Source organism: Lentilactobacillus kisonensis DSM 19906 = JCM 15041 (assembly GCF_001434135.1).
Lineage (GTDB): Bacteria > Bacillota > Bacilli > Lactobacillales > Lactobacillaceae > Lentilactobacillus > Lentilactobacillus kisonensis.
Window position 1 is genome coordinate 45,895 of record NZ_AZEB01000017.1, and the last position, 16,937, is coordinate 62,831.

The following is a 16,937-nucleotide window of genomic DNA, read 5'->3' on the forward strand; positions in this document are numbered from 1 at the left end:
ATGTCCCTTACTTTCCTTTGACTATTCGATTTCAGAACGGCCTTCACGAGTCATGAGCTGATTAATCGTCTCTTTAATATCAGCGCCGTCATATAAAACGTGATAAATAGCAGTGGTGATTGGCATTTCAACACCCCGTTGCTTCGATAATTCGTAAGCAGCACGAGTAGTCGCAATTCCTTCGATCACCATTCCCATATTTTTAACAACTTCTTCTAGTGATTTACCTTCACCTAATTCATTTCCAGCCCGCCAGTTCCGAGAATTCCGGCTAGTAGCCGTTACAATGATATCACCAACGCCAGACAACCCGATAAAGGTGAGCGGATTAGCACCAAATGACGTCCCTAAACGAGAAATCTCTGCTAATCCTCGAGTCATGAGTGCTGCTTTCGCATTATCTTTGTAACCCAGGCCATAAAGCGCGCCGGCTCCCAAAGCAATAATGTTCTTAAGGGCAGCCCCAATCTCAACCCCAATGATGTCATCACTGGTATAAATTCGGAAATAATGATTCATAAATAATCCTTGAATTTCTTTAGCCGCTTTTTGATTGTTGCTGGCAACGGTTACCAAGGTAATATCCTTAGTAATCACGTCTTCGGCTTGGCTTGGGCCTGAAATAACCGAAATTGATTTTCGATTTTGAGGATCAATTTCTTGCGAGAGAACCTGCGAAAGCCGTAAGTAAGTCTTTTCCTCAATTCCCTTCGAGGCATGAATTATATTCACAACTTGGTGCCGTTTTGCCAAAATCTCAGCAACCTGTTTAGCAACTGATCGGGTAACCTGAGTTGGGACGACAAACAATATGTAATCAACGCCATCAATGGCTTCGGCTAGATCATTATAAGCAGTGATGGAATTAGAAAACGTAAAGTTCTTGATATACTTAGAATTTGTATGTTTTTCGTTAAACTCCTTAACCTGGCTAGCATTATACGACCATAATTTTACATCGGACCCATTTTCGTCCAGTAAGCTTGCAAGAACACTACCCCATGATCCGGCTCCAAGTACTGCAACTTTTTTAGACATTATATTTCTCCTTCGTTGGTGTTGTTTTATTTCTAAGATTAGTCCCATCTAAATACCAAGGATTATCCTGATTCCGTCGCCGGTACCAGATTAAGCCAACGGCACCAAAAAACAGAATAACTGAGAGGATCTGCGATACCCTTAGGTTGAGTAACATCAAACTATCAGTCCGCATGCCCTCAATAAAAAATCTTCCAAATGAATACCACATGACATACGACAAGAATACTTCTCCTTGTTTAAAGAGCTGGGGATTATGCCGTAAAGTTATCAAAACACAGAAGCCAAGCAAACTCCATATTGATTCATACAAAAACGTTGGCTGACGGTACGCACCGCCGATGTTCATCTGCGAAATAATAAAGGCTGGCAAATGAAGGCCTTGTAAATAATGAAGGGTGGTCACTTTTCCAAATGCTTCTTGGTTCATAAAATTACCCCAACGACCAATGGACTGCGCCAAGATAACTGTAGGCGCTGCAACATCAAGCATTAGCCAAACTGGAATAAAGCGCTTACGACAGAACCAGATAACCACAATCATGGCCCCAATTAATGAACCATAAATGGCAATGCCACCATCCCAAATTTTGATAATCTCACCTGGGTTGTCCCGATAATACCCCCATTGGAAGATAACGTAGTACAACCGCGCACAAATTAACGCGGCTGGTAACGCCCATAAAATCATATCATAAATATCATCGGGATTAATTCCCCGCTTTTTGCCCTCACTAACAGCAAGGTATACTGCTAAAATAACCCCACTGGCAATAATAATTCCGTACCAGTGAACTTCGATTGGCCCCAAATTAAAAGCAATCGGATTGAGCGCCAAAGTATTAAAGTTTAACAAACCATCTATCTCCCACTACCATCACTCTTATGGTCATCTTTACCGATTAAGTCCTTGTTCGTTTGCTCAACGGCTTTTTCTTCTTGTTTTTTAGTGACATCCGTCTTACTGTTTTCTTTAATCAAATTATTCAAATTACGATCAAAGGTTTCAGTGGCATCATACCCCATGCTTTGTGCTCTGAAGTTCATTGCCGCAGCTTCAATAATAATCGCTAAGTTCCGACCAGTTCTAACAGGAATCGTAATTTTGGGAACGTCAACATCAAAAATGTGAACATTTTGAGTCCCATTTCCAAGACGATCGAATTTTGCTTCCTTAGTGTAGTTAGCCAAATGAATGATCAATGATACCGTTGTTTGGCTTCTAACTGCCCCAGTTCCAAATAGGGTCATAACGTCAATAATCCCAATTCCCCGAATTTCAAGTAAATGACGGAGAATAGCAGGAGCCGTCCCAACTAACGTTTGCTCATTTTGCTGATAAACTTCAACCCGGTCATCGGCAATTAACCGGTGTCCCCGTTTAACCAACTCTAAAGCTGTTTCACTTTTACCAATCCCGCTATCACCAGTAATCATAATTCCAAGACCATACACATCAACTAAAACACCATGAATAGACTTTCTTTCGGCCAGTTTATCTTCTAAATAATTGGTCATATTACTTAAAACACGAGACGTCGTTAGCTTTGAACCTAATACCGGAATATGTTCTTCCTTAGCAGCCTCAAGTAGTTCTTCTGGTGGATCCAACTGAGTCGAAACAACAAAGGCAGGTGTTTGCGGCTGACACATCTTTTTCATAACGTCCAACAGATCTTCATGGGTCATCCCTTTTGAGTAGGATATCTCGGTGATACCAAGCAATTGGATCCGCTTAGCAGGATAGTAATTGAAAAATCCAGTTAGTTCCAAACCAGGCCGCGATATATCGCTGGTTGAAATGGTTCGTTGATCTAAATATTCCTTACCGTAATAAACATCCAGCCTGGCATTTTCTACCAAATCGGCAACACTCACACTATCGGCCAAATTTATCACTCCTCTTAATAATCACTATAATTTTAGCACGTCAGCCCCGTTTAGTCTTTACGGAAATACTGAGCAATGATTGTACTCACTAATGACATCAAGACTGCCACTAACATTGCTATCCAGAACGACGAAAAGCGAAACCCAGCCCCAACAATTGCAGAGGTAAGTTCAAGCATTAAGCCATTAATGACAATTGAAAACAATCCCAATGTTAAAAAGTTAATCGGCAAGGATAAAATTGTCACAATCGGTTTGACCACCCAATTTAAGACTGCCAGGACAACAGCGGCTATGACGGCCATTTCCACACTGGCAACGTAAAAGTTGGCGGGAAAGAAGCCACTTAACGCCATAAATAACAATGTATCAACTAAAACGGTTGTTAGAAATCTCACTGTCAGCCTCTTTTCTGATGGTCATCGACGTTCTTTTCTTCAACATCATGGATAACCTTTCGAGATTGATTGCCGGAACCACCATTAGGCGTTCCTGATTTAAATTGATTAAAAAACGAATTACCAGAATTATCACTTGGAATGATGGCCATCATCACAATATACGCTAAAATTGCCAATACATTGATCCCAGGCGTGAATGCTAAGACAATGTACAACACCCTAACTAACGTTGAATTCCAATTAAAATACGTTGAAATGCCACCAAGGACACCAGAAATCACTTTATCTGTGGATGAACGGTACAATTTTTTACCATTATTCATCGGCTTACCTCCACTCAAGTTTTCTTAACTTAAGACTATCTAAAAAAAACACCGCAATCAAGTCTGCAGTGTAAAAAAACAACCATTCTTAATTTAATTCAATAATTTTTCCGGTTGCTAGATAAACCGTCCACTCGCAAATGTTCGTACTATAATCACTAATCCGGCCTAGATCCTTAGCAACGTTCAAATAAATAATGGCCGAACTGACAATGTCTGGGTGCTTTGCCATTGCTTGATAACTTGGGGCAGCAATGTCGTTATACAACTCATCAATCTTTTTATCATATAACCGTGCGGTCTGTTTTGCTTTCTTTTCATCAGCCTCACCGTATGAATCCATCGACTCGTTATATTGTTGACTAACCGCCTTCGCCATTGTCGCAATAATTAATTCAACCGCAGCAATCCGTTCCTCACCTTTAATACTAATTGCTGATCGTGCAATGTTTCGTGCATGATCGCCAGCCCGCTCCAAATCAGTAACAGCCTTTAAAATGCCCACAACTTCCCTTAAATTGCCGGTAACTGGCTGGTAGAGGGCAATCATTTCAAAAGAACGCTTCTCAATATGAATTTGCAGATGATTGATTTCATGATCATTCGTAATCACCGTCTCAGCCGCTTGCGTGTCATGGTCAATGAAAGCCTGACCAGCATTGGCAACTGCTTGGCTTACAAGTGCCCCCAACTTCATAAAATCCGCTTTCAAAGTAATAATTTCTTCATCAAAAACTTTCCCCATATGCTTCTCTCCTATCCAAATCGGCCGCTAACGTAATCCTCGGTTTGCTTATCATCAGGGTTAACGAACATCTTCGTAGTATCGTCATACTCCACAACTCGCCCTTCCATAAAGAAGGCAGTCCTATCTGAAATTCGAGATGCTTGCTGCAGGTTGTGAGTCACAATAATAATTGTATAGTCTTTTTTCAATTCTAACAGTGTATTTTCAATTTTAGCACTTGAAATTGGATCCAGCGCACTTGTCGGCTCATCCATCAAAATAACGGCGGGTGAAACTGCCAATACCCTCGCAATACAAATCCGCTGCTGCTGACCGCCGGAAAACGATAAGGCGTTATCATACAAATTATCCTTAACTTCGTCCCAGACAGCCGCCTGTTTTAAGCTCCGTTCAACGATTGCATCTAATTTTTGCTTGTCTTTGATCCCGGCAATTCGAAGGCCGTAAGTAATGTTATCGTATACCGAAAATGGAAATGGATTTGGTTGTTGAAAAACCATCCCAATTGATTTTCTTAATTCTACCAAATTTACTTGTGGTGCGTAAATTTCCTGATCGTGAAACTTGACGGTCCCCGTAATTTTAACGTTATCAATCATATCATTCATTCGGTTCAGGCAACGTAAAAAAGTTGATTTTCCACAACCAGACGGTCCAATTAGGGCTGTGATCTTGTGTTCATCAAACGCCAAATTAATGCCATGAAGTGCTTGAAAACTACCATAGAATAAATCTAAGTTATTTGCTGAAATAATGGGTTGTGCCATTTTAAGGCCTCCTAGTAAAGTGAGCGGAGCAAAGTGGTTAGAGATCGGAGGGTAAGTCTCCTCTGGAAGAAATTCCCGGTTTTGGAATTTTTTTCAGAGGTGCTTACGCGCAGATCTCTGCTTTGCGCAGCTGTCCTAAAAATAAGTGAGCGGATCCAGGCGGTTAGGGATCGGAGGGTAAGTCTCCTCTACCGAGAATCCCTGGTTTTGGGATTTTCGGTTGAGGTGCTCACGCGCAGATCCCTGCCTGGAGGAGCTGTCCTAAAAATAAGTGAGTAAAGCAGTTAGAAATCCACTCAGCCATCCTAACCAAAGTTCCCCGATACATAATCATCAGTCAATTTAATTTTAGGGCGGGTAAAGATTTTGCGGGTCTTATTATACTCAATGGCTTCACCAAGATTAAAGAAAACGGTATAGTCGCTTAACCGAGCTGCTTGTTGCATGTTGTGGGTCACAATGATAATCGTGTAATCTTTTTTTAACTCCCGTAATGTCTGCTCAAGCTGCTGAGTCGAAACGGGGTCAAGGGCACTAGCGGGCTCATCCAGCAGTAAAACATCGGGTTCAACAGCGAGTGCCCGGGCAATGCAAACCCGTTGCGCCTGACCTCCTGATAAAGACAATGCACTTTTGTGAAGGTTATCTTTCACCTGATCCCAAACGGCAGCCTGCTTCAACGTTTTTTCAACCACTTCATCTAAAGTTTGCTTATCATGAACACCCCGACGTTCTAAGGCAAAGGTAATATTGCCATAAATTGACTTAGCAAATGGATTGGGTCGTTGGAAAACCATTCCAATTCGGCGGCGAACCTCATAAACATCAATCTTAGGCCGGTTAATATCGACTCCTTGATATAAAATTTGTCCTTTAACGGTTGCCACATCATCGTTCATCCGGTTAAGTGACCGTAAATAAGTGGATTTTCCTGATCCTGAAGGGCCAATTAACGCCGTAATCGTATTTTTCTTGAATTGAATATCCGCGTTGTGCATTGCCATGGTCTTTCCATAGTAAACGGCCAAATTTTTGGTTTGCATTGTAATTTCGTTTTCCTCAGGATTAAAGTGATAAATAAATCGCTCAGAGTCATTGTTTGGATTTAGCATGGTTTATCTCCCCCTTAATTAACTGACGTCATTTTTTCAAATACTTTTCGCCCAATATAGCGAGCTGATAAGTTGAAAATTAGGATTGCTAGTACCAAAACGGCAGCTGAACCAGAGGAAACTTGAGTAAGATCCGGCATAATTCCTTCAGAATTGATTTTCCAAATGTGAACCGCTAGCGTTTCAGCTGGCCGCAATGGACTTAACGGACTATCAATATTGAATGGATTCCAGTCGCCAAAGTTTAATGCTGGTGCACTTTGGCCAGCGGTATAAATCAACGCTGCAGCTTCCCCAAATACCCGGCCAGAACACAGAATTACGCCGCTAATGATACCAGGCAGAGCTGCCGGGACAACGATATGAATAATTGTTTCGTATTTGGACAACCCAAGTCCTAGTCCTCCTTGGCGCTGGTCATCGGAAACACTCGCGAGGGACTCCTCAATATTTCTGGTGAGTAACGGCAAGTTGAAGATGGTCAGTGTCAAAGCACCAGAGATAATTGAGAAGCCATAATTAAACTGCACGACAAACAATAAGAAACCAAATAAACCGACCACTACAGAAGGTAGCGAACTCAAGATTTCAATTGTGGTTCGAATCATCGATGTGAACCAATTATCTTTTGCATACTCACTCAAATAAATTGACGCCCCTAGCGCGATAGGTAGGGAAATAAGCATGGCTAAAATCAACAGATAAATTGAATTGAACAGTTGAACACCGATCCCGCCACCGGCCGTGAACGCTTTAGCTGGGGACGTCAAGAATTTCCAGCTCACATTTGGCAACCCAGTGATAAAAATATAGCCAATTAGAAACGCTAAGATTAGCACAACGAAACCGGCAATTAGTCTTAAAATCAGAATCGCAATTTGACTTTGCTTTTGAGTTCGATTCATTTCTTAAACGCTCCTCTCCGGCCGATAAAGTGAACCAGCAGGTTGAACAACAAAGACATAATGAGCAACACAAGTGCCAACGACCACAACGCATCATTTTGTAGCGACCCCATGACGGTATTGCCCATTCCAGCAGTTAACACAGACGTTAAGGTTGAGGCTGGTGACACAAGGCTATGAGGCATTAAAGCGGCGTTACCAATCACCATCTGGACGGCAAGCGCCTCGCCAAAAGCCCGGGCCATCCCAAAAACAACTGCCGTTAAAATTCCCGGCGTCGCGGCCCGCAAGACAACTTTCCAAATAGTTTGCCATTTAGTTGCACCAAGGGCCAAGGAGGCTTGCCGATAGTACTTAGGAACGGCCTTTAGCGAATCAACCGTCATTGATACAATCGTTGGCAGAATCATGACGAATAGGACAAAAGTTCCTGAAAGAATGCCGAAACCACTGCCGCCAAACGCATGACGAACAAAGGGAACCACAACTGAGAGGCCAATAAAACCATATACAACCGATGGGATCCCGACTAATAATTCCGTAACTGGCTGTAAGATCTTTGCCCCGCGCTTCGGTGAAATTTCAGTCATATACACGGCCGTTCCAATCGCAAATGGCGTTGAGACAACTGCCGCTAAGATGGTTACCAAAAACGAACCAACAATCATTGGCAGCGCACCCACAGCTTGTTGACCGCCGGGCGTTTTGGTCCCAGGGTTCCAAATAACGCCAGTAAAGAAATCTTTAAAACTAATATGATCGTTAAAAAATGTCGATAGTCCCTTAGTTGCAATAAAGATGATGATTCCCAAAACGACTGCCATGATCAGTAAAAGCGCGGAGAGACTGAGTAAATGCCCAAAGCGTTCATAGCGGGCTGTTTTTGACTTTTTCATTAACTGCTTGGCTAATTTTTGATTTTGCATTATGATTCCCCCGATCCTTTAGAAACTTTTCCCTGCCAAGTTCGTTGATAATGCATATCCTTAACGGAGATATAACCAAGCTTATTGAACAGAGTTGTTTGAATATGATCGTTTTTCAAATAATGTAAAAATTTGGCCGTTAATCCTCTCGGTGTCCCCTTAGTATAAATATGTTCATATGACCAAATCCGCCATCGATTATGGGTAACGTTTTGTTCGGTCGGTTTAACCCCATTAATGCTAACCGGTTGAACTGATTGATTAACGTAGCCGAACGAAACGTAACTAATTGCTCCGGGAGTCGTGGCAACGATTTGGCGGACGGTCCCTGAAGAGTCTTGTTCTTGAGCAACGGCACTCTCATGACCATTTAACCCGTACTTTTCAAAAGTTACCCGAGTACCACTTCCTTGAGAACGATTAATGAGCGTTACTGGAATATCTGGACCACCAAGTTGATGCCAATTTGTAATTTTACCTGTGAAGATGGCGATAAGTTCACTAGATGATAGATTCTTGAGATGAACATCATTGTTTACAATTGGTGTCACCCCAACCACAGCGATCTTGTGGTCAACCAGTCCCTTGGGGTTGATACCTGCTTTTTCTTCAGCAAACAAATCTGAGTTTCCCATCTGGACAGCTCCAGATTCTATTTGACTGAGACCAGTCCCGGATCCACCACCCTGAACATTGATAAAAATGCCAGAATGATCGGCGGAATATTCCTCACTTGCCGCTTCAACTAATGGCTGTAGCGCAGTAGAACCAACTGCCGTTATCGACTGTTGGTTCGTTGCGGTTTTGCTGCGAGCACCATAAGCGCCGATACCGGCAATGATGATAACAATCGCAAGCAACCATTTGATTAAAGTTCGTTGTCGCATTCTAATACCTCCATAAGTGAGCGAAGCAAAGCGCTTAGGGATCGGAGTGTAAGTCTCCTATATCGGAAATCCCCGATTTTGGGATTTTTGGTATAGGTGCTTACGCGCAGATTCCTGCTTTGCGCAGCTGTCCTAAATAAAGTGAGCGGAGCAAAGCGATTAGAACTCGGAACATAAGTCTCCACCAGCAGGAATTCCCGGTTCTGGAATTTTTGCTGGTGGTGCTTATGTGCAGAGTTTTGCTTTGCGCAGCTGTCCTAATATCTCCAACTATGATTGTATTAAACCAATGTAAATATTTGACCAGCTGAATGTAAAGATTGTGTAAATAAAACACGGGGGTTACCTTTATTTTAGAGTTAAAAAAATCAGCCAAAAATTGGCCGAATCTTAAAAAGAAGTATTTTTATACCATGCGTTGTTAGCTGTGAACATCATCATTCACAATCGGAAATTCAACTATAAATGTTGATCCGACCCCCCGCTGACTTTTAACTTGAATGGTCCCACCTGCAGCATCCATGAGCTCTTTAACAATCGACAACCCCAGCCCAGTACCGCTCACTTTCTGCTTGGTTCGGGAATCGTCCGCACGATAAAACCGCTCAAATAATCGAGAAACATCTTTTTGAGCAATTCCAATTCCAGTATCAGCAACCTGAAGCTGCCAATAACTATCATTAGCTGAGTAGCCGATATTAATTTCACCACTTGGCCGGTTGTATTTAATCGCATTGCTAACCAGATTACCCAAAACCCGGGTCAACGTGTTCGCATCAGCAGTTACTTGGGCAGTGGCCGCCACGTGGTTATTAATCGTAATACGTTGAGCAGCTGCCGTTGATTTGTAGGACTTTAACTGTGATTCAACAAAAGTCTTCAAATTAATAACCTGGTAATGATCGTTTTGCCCATTTTGAATGTGAGAAATGGTCAAAACATCTTGGACCAATGACGCCAGTTGTTCACTTTGCTGGTCAATAATCTTCAAGAACTCAACCAAGCTTTTTTTATCGTTCATTGCCCCATCAAGTAGCGTCTTAGTAAAACCAGAAATTGCGGTAATGGGCGTTTTGAGTTCATGGCTGGCATTTCGTAAAAAGTCAATCTGCATTTGTTTGACGTTAATCAGATCAGAAATATCATAAATAATTACTAATATATGAAAATCGTCAGCCAACTGGTTAAATAACACACTCGTATCCCAAGTAATAGCTGTATCACCAACATTCCGCACTTCTGCTTGCTTAGACTTATGACTATCAAACACATCGTCAATCAACGATAACAACTGATAATTTCTAATATCTTGAGTATACGGATGCACCTGAGTCAAAATATTTTTGGCCAGCATTGTCGCCATTTTATGGTTAGAAAAAATGACATCATGAGAAGAGTCAATCACCATAATACCAACGGGTAAGCTCGATAAGATGGTAATCAACTCGGTGTTACTATTCTCAATGCTTTTACTTTCGTCTTGTTGCCGAGATTGGAGTTCATTTAACTGATCGGCAAGTTCCTTGTACGGATTAGTAGGCTCAACAAATAATGGCGCAGCGGGGCGATGGCTCACAATGTTAGCAGTCATCGTCGCCAATTGTTTAAGAATCTTTGAATGCTCACGGTAGCGAATCCAGAGCTGTCCTGTAATGACAACAATGACCCCAACAACAATCAAGCTGAGTTCAGTTAGTCCCCGATTATTTCTTGAAAACGCATAAAAAAGCATGACCAAGACGGCAATGCTCATTAATAAGATTGTTAAAATTTGCCTGGAAATTTTATTCAGCATCATCATCCCCAGTTGAGAACTCATAGCCAAAGCCCCGAATCGTCTTCAAGTATTTTGGTGACTTGGAATCCGGTTCAATTTTCTCCCTTAAATGGGCAATCTGAATATCAACCATTCGACTTTGACCACTATAATCGAATCCCCAGACCCCCTGAAGCAATTGATCACGACTCAACACTTGATTTTCATGGCTCACCAAGTACTGCATTAGTTCAAACTCTTTCGGCGTTAACTTAAGGTTCTTCTGGTCAGCACTCACACGATATTTTTTATGATCAATAGTGAACGGCCCGGCAACTTCAACATCACTACTTGTTTTTGATGGTGAGCTTTCTTTGGATGAAACATTCTTCTCATATCGCCTCAAGACAGCGTTAATTCGCGCGATGACTTCTCTGGGACTAAATGGTTTAGGAATATAATCGTCAGCACCCATTTCAAGGCCAAAAACCTTATCAAATTCAGTATCCTTGGCCGTCAGCAAAATTACCGGTGTATCATTGCGATCCATTCTAAGCTGTTTTAGCACCTGCTCACCGCTCATCTCTGGTAACATCAAATCAAGCAGCACAATATCAAACATCCCATTTTCCGCCATTGATAACGCATCAACCCCGTTAGTGGCACTTTCAACTTCAAAGTTAGCTTGCTTTAAGTTGTACTCAAGTAAGGTAACAATTGCCGGCTCATCATCAACCACCAAAACTTTTTTCACAATAATCCTCCTACTTCATAGCTTGCGAGTATGTTTTTACGCCAATTTCATGTGGTGAATTTTTAAAAATTGCTGATTCGGTAATCTTAAGCTGATCATTGCGATCACGGACTTTAAACCGACAGTACGTAGAATTAGTTGATAGTGCCCGGTAAAATTCGTCCTCATTAGCTACCGCGATGTTATTAACAGTCAAAATGACATCGCCAATGTCGAGGTCCATCTTGGCTGCTGGGGTTTCTGGTTGAATGCCGATCACCCGAATGCCATCCATCACTTCACTATATTCAAAATCAACTTGATTATCCTGGTGTTTTGCAGTTCCAATTATAAGATAGTAGCCTATTAGTAAAATTGCAACAGCGGGTGTAATAATTAGCCGATAGAAGCCACCACCAATGACCAAAAGCGCCCCGAACAGTGCTAAATAAAGTATTTTCTTACTCAACTTCGTAAAAAATACCGGCGGATTGTTTTTTTTAACCGTAAGTTTTAATCCAATTAATATGGGAACAGCTAATATTGCGTATGAGTGCCCATTGACTTGTAAAAACGGAATAAAGGATAGATGACTACTAAACCAATCTCCGGGAACAAACATCACTAACGGAAAAATCGTTAGTTCATTAAACCGATAGACAGCAACCTTTGTATTTCGGGTATTTCTGGCAATCATTGGCGAATTAAATTTACCCGCGTTCATTCGAATAAAAATACCAGATAGAAAGATAACCATTGTGACCAATACCAAGTAACTTAACGGATTAACCGTTTTATCACTCAATCCCAATCGCCCCAACCAGTGATTTACTTGTAAAGAATCGGAAATATTTGGGACGGCCAAAATCATCAAACTAACTAAGCTCACCAACGAAACCGATAAGAACTGACCTGGTAGTACCACCAGAGAAATTAACATGGCAACTTCGTACAACATAACCCAAGCAGCTGAAACGCTCAAAAACCATCCCAGCCCAATCGACGCTAAAATTCCAAAAACTAAAGCGCTGCGAACAAAATGGCGGCCTTCATAAAAATCTTCATAAATTGCAGAACTAAAAAGCTTCCGTTCTTGCTTAACCCGCCGATTATGTATTAAATAAGCGCGAATGATGCCAACCCATAAAGCTGGCTGTAAAATATAAAAACAAATTGCAATTATTATTTTCATTATGTTTATGCCCTCATCAATGTTATATGGTAAGTATATCATTTATCAGTAAGCGAATAAAAGCGATCATGATAACTACTTGCTTGCATTAAAGATTGATATCAGTAACTTCTTAGCGTCAGTCCAAAAAAATAGCACAACCATTTGCCTAATTCGAAATGGTTGCGCTATTTAAAAAGACCTTTGTCGACCGCATGTGCATTGTTATTAAAACCTGATCATTAAATTCAAAATTCACACGCCGAAACCTTTACGGTTAACTGCTAACAATTTAGTCCGGGTTCTTTTGACTTAACTGCCACTGTAAGTAAGCATTAATAAACGGATCTAAGTCACCGTCCATCACACCATTCACATTAGCTGTTTCATACCCAGTTCGGTGATCCTTCACCATTGAATAGGGATGAAAAACATAGGACCTTATCTGAGATCCCCAGCCAATATCCTTTTGTTCCCCTTCAATCTTGTCTTTTTCAGCTTGCTTTTTTTCCTGTTCACGTTCGTATAGTTTGGATTTCAACATGTTCATTGCTGTTTGCCGGTTTTGCAGCTGGGAGCGTTGTGCCTGACTGGCAACAACAATCCCAGTGGGAATATGGGTAATTCGAACAGCAGACGACGTCTTATTAACGTGTTGACCACCTGCTCCGCTTGACCGGTAAACATCAACTTTTAAGTCATCCGGGTTAATATTAATGGTGACATCATCATTTAGTTCAGGCATCACATCTACCGACGCAAACGACGTGTGGCGCCGCCCGGCAGAATCAAACGGTGAAATCCGCACAAGTCGATGGACCCCCTTTTCGGAACGAAGGTAACCATAGGCATCCGCGCCACTGATTAAAAGTGAAACACTGTTAATTCCAGCTACATCACCTACTTGGTAATCCAATGTTGCCACCGTAAATCCATGAGCTTCTGCCCATCTGGTATACATTCTTAGTAGCATCGATCCCCAATCCTGAGATTCAGTCCCACCGGCTCCAGGATGAATTTCTAAGATCGCGTTATTATGATCATATTTTCCGTTCAGGAGCAGTCCTAGCTGATACCGCTGCAATTTAGCTTGAAGGTCAGCAGAATCATCCTGAAATTCTTCCTGCATACCAGAATCAGAATCCTCAGAGATCAATTCTAATGTGACCTTTAGATCATCTAACTTAGCCACTAATGCATTAAAACTGTCCCGTTTGGTCTTCATTTGATTCGTTTCATCAATTAACTTCTGCGCCGTTTCCTGATTATCCCAAAATCCAGGTTCAGCCATCTTGGCTTCATTAATCGCAATGCTTTCACTCAGGGCATCAAAGTCAAAGCGACCCCCTAAAACCATTGATGGCTTTTTGCATGTTAGCAAGTTGTTTTTTAGCTTCACTTAATTCAAATGTCATAATTTATCCTCTTTCTTAAACTTTGTTATTCAAATAAAGAACCCAAACAGCAACGTTCGGATTCTTCATTAGTTTATTAACGTTGCATGTTTTGTCGAATCTCAGCCTTCATGAATAGACGAGTTGCATCGTAGTCAATGTCAGCAATCATTTCTTCAAACATCTTGTAACCTTCTCGCTGATATTCAACCAGTGGGTTCTGTTGACCATAACCCCGTAAACCGATTGATTGTCGCAATTGGTCCATGATATCAATGTGGTCAGTCCAATGAGAATCAACCACTCGAAGAATAACAACCTTTTCAAATTCAAGCATTTGAGAAGCATCATAAAGCTGCTCTTGCTTCTGATCATACACTTTGGTTGCCATGTCCATCAATAACTTCTTAATTTCATCGGCAGACTTTCCTTGCAGCTCTTCAAGTGAAATCTGATCAGGACTAACCATTGCACTAATGGCAAAGTCCAAAATTGTTTGAAGGTCCCAATCAGATTGTTCACCCTGCGTATGCAAGTCAACAATCCGGTTAATTGTCCGCTCAATCATTGGCATAATAACCCATTTGAGAGATTTATTTTCTTCAATTACTTGTTGACGTTCACCGTAAATAACTTCACGTTGTTGTCTCATAACATCATCGTATTGAAGAACATTCTTTCGTGAATCGTAGTTATTTCCTTCAACCCGCTTTTGAGCTGATTCAACTTGATTAGTAATCATTCTTGATCGAATAACCGCGTCTTCACCCTGAACATTCATGTGCTCCAGGAAGTTTTTGATCTTTTCAGACCCAAAACGACGCATCAAGTCATCTTCGAGAGATAGGTAGAACTGTGATAAACCAGGATCTCCTTGACGACCAGAACGGCCACGAAGCTGATTATCAATTCGTCGTGATTCATGTCGTTCAGTTCCAATAACTGCTAAACCGCCCAATTCAACGACACCAGGGCCTAATTTAATATCAGTCCCCCGGCCAGCCATGTTGGTTGCGATAGTAACAGCACCTTTTTGGCCAGCATTCGTAACAATCTCAGCTTCCTTGGCATGATTCTTAGCATTTAAAACAACATGGGGAATGTTCTCTTCGTCCAGTCGCTTTGAAAGATATTCAGAGGTTTCAACCGCAACAGTCCCAACCAACATCGGCTGGCCCTTCTTATGCAGTTCCTTAATCTTATTGATAACCGCATCGAACTTAGCTTCCAAACTTGGATACAAAATATCTGGATGGTCTACCCGAATAACCGGTTTATTAGTTGGCACGGAAATAACTTCCATGTTATAAATTTCCCGGAATTCTTCGGCTTCAGTTTTGGCAGTTCCAGTCATTCCGGCTAATTTTTTGTACATCCGGAACATATTCTGATACGTGATGGTTGCCATGGTCTTACTTTCCTCTTGGATTGTAACACCCTCTTTGGCTTCAATCGCTTGATGCAAGCCATCTGAGAATCGCCGGCCTTGCATAATCCGACCAGTGAATGAATCAACGATTAAAACTTCGTTATCTTGAACAACGTAATCTTTATCCCGAAGCATGATGAAGTTAGCCCGCAATGCTTGGTCCAAATGGTGGGTTAAAGCCGTGTTATCGGTATCATAAAGGTTCTTCAAGTTAAAGTACTTCTCGGCTTTTTCAATTCCTTGATCGGTTAACGAAACCGTCTTTGTTTCAAGATCGACCTTAAAGTCATCACCTTCATGCAACGTCTTTGCAAACCGGTCAGTCCGTTGATAGAGTTCTGACGTTCCAGTTGCCTGTCCTGAAATGATTAAAGGTGTTCTGGCTTCATCAATTAAGATCGAGTCAACTTCATCAACAATCGCAAAGTTAAGTGGTCGCTGAACCATTTCCTCTTTGTAAGCAACCATATTATCACGAAGGTAATCAAATCCAATTTCGGCATTGGTTGAATACGTGATGTCGGCAGCGTACGCTTTTCGCTTGTCGTCAGGACCCATTTCAGTTAAGTTAACCCCAACTGTTAAGCCAAGCCAATTGTATAACTCACCCATTTCAGTGGCATCCCGTTGTGATAGGTACTCGTTAACCGTAACAACATGAACGCCTTCGCCTGCAAGGGCATTGAGGTAAACCGGCATCGTTGCCGTCAAAGTCTTACCTTCACCAGTCTTCATCTCGGCAATGTTACCTTCATGAAGAACGATTCCACCCATGATTTGAACGTGGAATGGATAAAGACCTAAGACCCGTTTGGCACCCTCCCGAGCAACCGCAAAGGCTTCCGGAAGTAAATCATCAAGGGATTCGCCCTTTTGATAACGCTCCTTAAATTCTGGCGTCTTGGCTTGTAATTCTTCATCACTGAGTTGACGGTATTCTTCAGCGTATGCGCTAACCTTATCAGCAATCTTGCTAAGGCGCTTTTGCTCACGCTTGTCACTTTCAACCCATTTCTTTAAAACGTTAGTTGCCATTAGTAAATTCCCTTCCAAAAATAAAACTTTATTATTAACCTTATTAGTAAAATGTGGACTACATACTTTTTAATTGTAACATTTCATTCAGTCAATGAAAACAAAAACTAAAATCAAATGGTATTAATTCATAATAGTACATTTTAAGTGCTGGTGAAAGGAATAAATCCACAAGTTAAATTTTGATGTTCAAATTAAGCATTGTAAATTCATTGCTATGAGACTGATAAGTGGTTAATCTTTTGCGTCATGCTTATGTATGAGTGGCTAAGACCATTAAAACTTCAACTTCTGGGATACTTTGTGACTGCAACCTAGCCGAAATACGCTCCAAAAAAACTGACGCTAAACATATAACGAGTCCCACCACCGAAATCCAAAACCAGGATGCTCCGGACTACCTAACCGAAAATGCGCTCCGA

General features: G+C 41.5%; 16 protein-coding genes. All 16 read right to left on the reverse strand.

The features are described from left to right. Nucleotides 1–21: 21 nt before the first annotated feature. The 16 genes from FC98_RS09255 to secA all read right to left on the reverse strand — a co-directional run bounded on the left by FC98_RS09255 (nt 22) and on the right by secA (nt 16,515). On the reverse strand, nt 22–1,038 hold the full coding sequence (locus FC98_RS09255; RefSeq protein ID WP_008856246.1) for an NAD(P)H-dependent glycerol-3-phosphate dehydrogenase: 1,017 nt from the start codon (nt 1,036–1,038) through the stop codon (nt 22–24). Next, nucleotides 1,031–1,894: a prolipoprotein diacylglyceryl transferase gene (lgt, locus tag FC98_RS09260; protein WP_056949477.1), complete on the reverse strand. Its 864-nt coding sequence runs from the start codon at nt 1,892–1,894 to the stop codon at nt 1,031–1,033. The genes FC98_RS09255 and lgt overlap by 8 nt, the downstream gene beginning before the upstream one ends. A gap of 5 nt (nt 1,895–1,899) precedes the next feature. Next, nucleotides 1,900–2,928 carry an HPr(Ser) kinase/phosphatase gene (gene hprK, locus FC98_RS09265; RefSeq protein WP_191982003.1) on the reverse strand — a complete coding sequence of 343 codons (1,029 nt, stop codon included), beginning with the start codon at nt 2,926–2,928 and terminating at the stop codon, nt 1,900–1,902. A 50-nt stretch (nt 2,929–2,978) separates the two neighbouring features. After that, nucleotides 2,979–3,326, reverse strand: coding sequence for a phage holin family protein (locus FC98_RS09270; protein ID WP_008856249.1), 348 nt, complete (start codon nt 3,324–3,326; stop codon nt 2,979–2,981). A 2-nt stretch (nt 3,327–3,328) separates the two neighbouring features. Then, a complete protein-coding gene (locus FC98_RS09275; protein WP_008856250.1) occupies nt 3,329–3,652 on the reverse strand; it encodes a PspC domain-containing protein in 324 nt (107 codons plus the stop codon). A gap of 88 nt (nt 3,653–3,740) precedes the next feature. Beyond that, complete coding sequence (gene phoU / locus FC98_RS09280; protein WP_008856251.1) at nt 3,741–4,397, reverse strand: phosphate signaling complex protein PhoU; 657 nt, start codon at nt 4,395–4,397, stop codon at nt 3,741–3,743. Between the two features lie 11 nt (nt 4,398–4,408). Further along, nucleotides 4,409–5,167 (reverse strand): phosphate ABC transporter ATP-binding protein PstB, encoded by a 759-nt coding sequence (gene pstB, locus FC98_RS09285; RefSeq protein WP_056949478.1) that lies wholly within the window; start codon nt 5,165–5,167, stop codon nt 4,409–4,411. Between the two features lie 305 nt (nt 5,168–5,472). After that, a complete protein-coding gene (gene pstB / locus FC98_RS09290; RefSeq protein WP_056949479.1) occupies nt 5,473–6,279 on the reverse strand; it encodes a phosphate ABC transporter ATP-binding protein PstB in 807 nt (268 codons plus the stop codon). Nucleotides 6,280–6,293: 14 nt separating this feature from the next. Beyond that, nucleotides 6,294–7,184 (reverse strand): phosphate ABC transporter permease PstA, encoded by an 891-nt coding sequence (pstA, locus tag FC98_RS09295; RefSeq protein WP_008856255.1) that lies wholly within the window; start codon nt 7,182–7,184, stop codon nt 6,294–6,296. Next, nucleotides 7,181–8,110 (reverse strand): phosphate ABC transporter permease subunit PstC, encoded by a 930-nt coding sequence (gene pstC, locus FC98_RS09300; RefSeq protein ID WP_008856256.1) that lies wholly within the window; start codon nt 8,108–8,110, stop codon nt 7,181–7,183. The genes pstA and pstC overlap by 4 nt, the downstream gene beginning before the upstream one ends. After that, nucleotides 8,110–8,997: a phosphate ABC transporter substrate-binding protein PstS family protein gene (locus FC98_RS09305; protein WP_054655505.1), complete on the reverse strand. Its 888-nt coding sequence runs from the start codon at nt 8,995–8,997 to the stop codon at nt 8,110–8,112. Before FC98_RS09305 ends, pstC begins: the two co-directional genes overlap by 1 nt. A 421-nt stretch (nt 8,998–9,418) precedes the next feature. After that, nucleotides 9,419–10,816: a sensor histidine kinase gene (locus FC98_RS09310; protein WP_235803612.1), complete on the reverse strand. Its 1,398-nt coding sequence runs from the start codon at nt 10,814–10,816 to the stop codon at nt 9,419–9,421. Next, a complete protein-coding gene (locus FC98_RS09315; RefSeq protein WP_056949480.1) occupies nt 10,782–11,507 on the reverse strand; it encodes a response regulator transcription factor in 726 nt (241 codons plus the stop codon). The genes FC98_RS09310 and FC98_RS09315 overlap by 35 nt, the downstream gene beginning before the upstream one ends. 10 nt (nt 11,508–11,517) lie before the next feature. Continuing rightward, nucleotides 11,518–12,678, reverse strand: coding sequence for a PDZ domain-containing protein (locus FC98_RS09320; RefSeq protein ID WP_054655507.1), 1,161 nt, complete (start codon nt 12,676–12,678; stop codon nt 11,518–11,520). A 271-nt stretch (nt 12,679–12,949) separates the two neighbouring features. Continuing rightward, nucleotides 12,950–14,072, reverse strand: a protein-coding gene (gene prfB / locus FC98_RS09325; protein WP_191978494.1) for a peptide chain release factor 2 whose coding sequence is annotated in 2 segments (ribosomal slippage) — nt 12,950–13,993 and nt 13,995–14,072 — 1,122 coding nt in all. Because the reading frame shifts where the segments join, the coding sequence is not laid out codon by codon here. A gap of 76 nt (nt 14,073–14,148) precedes the next feature. Then, nucleotides 14,149–16,515: a preprotein translocase subunit SecA gene (gene secA / locus FC98_RS09330; protein WP_054655509.1), complete on the reverse strand. Its 2,367-nt coding sequence runs from the start codon at nt 16,513–16,515 to the stop codon at nt 14,149–14,151. Nucleotides 16,516–16,937 lie beyond the last annotated feature (422 nt).

What these genes read in the sequence shown, in the direction of transcription:
- pstC (WP_008856256.1), bottom strand. Translation starts at nt 8,110, where the DNA reads ATGCAAAATCAAAAATTAGCCAAGCAGTTAATGAAAAAGTCAAAAACA.
- pstB (WP_056949478.1), bottom strand. Translation starts at nt 5,167, where the DNA reads ATGGCACAACCCATTATTTCAGCAAATAACTTAGATTTATTCTATGGT.
- phoU (WP_008856251.1), bottom strand. Translation starts at nt 4,397, where the DNA reads ATGGGGAAAGTTTTTGATGAAGAAATTATTACTTTGAAAGCGGATTTT.
- FC98_RS09320 (WP_054655507.1), bottom strand. Translation starts at nt 12,678, where the DNA reads ATGAAAATAATAATTGCAATTTGTTTTTATATTTTACAGCCAGCTTTA.
- FC98_RS09255 (WP_008856246.1), bottom strand. Translation starts at nt 1,038, where the DNA reads ATGTCTAAAAAAGTTGCAGTACTTGGAGCCGGATCATGGGGTAGTGTT.
- FC98_RS09305 (WP_054655505.1), bottom strand. Translation starts at nt 8,997, where the DNA reads ATGCGACAACGAACTTTAATCAAATGGTTGCTTGCGATTGTTATCATC.
- pstA (WP_008856255.1), bottom strand. Translation starts at nt 7,184, where the DNA reads ATGAATCGAACTCAAAAGCAAAGTCAAATTGCGATTCTGATTTTAAGA.
- secA (WP_054655509.1), bottom strand. Translation starts at nt 16,515, where the DNA reads ATGGCAACTAACGTTTTAAAGAAATGGGTTGAAAGTGACAAGCGTGAG.
- FC98_RS09275 (WP_008856250.1), bottom strand. Translation starts at nt 3,652, where the DNA reads ATGAATAATGGTAAAAAATTGTACCGTTCATCCACAGATAAAGTGATT.
- pstB (WP_056949479.1), bottom strand. Translation starts at nt 6,279, where the DNA reads ATGCTAAATCCAAACAATGACTCTGAGCGATTTATTTATCACTTTAAT.
- FC98_RS09310 (WP_235803612.1), bottom strand. Translation starts at nt 10,816, where the DNA reads ATGAGTTCTCAACTGGGGATGATGATGCTGAATAAAATTTCCAGGCAA.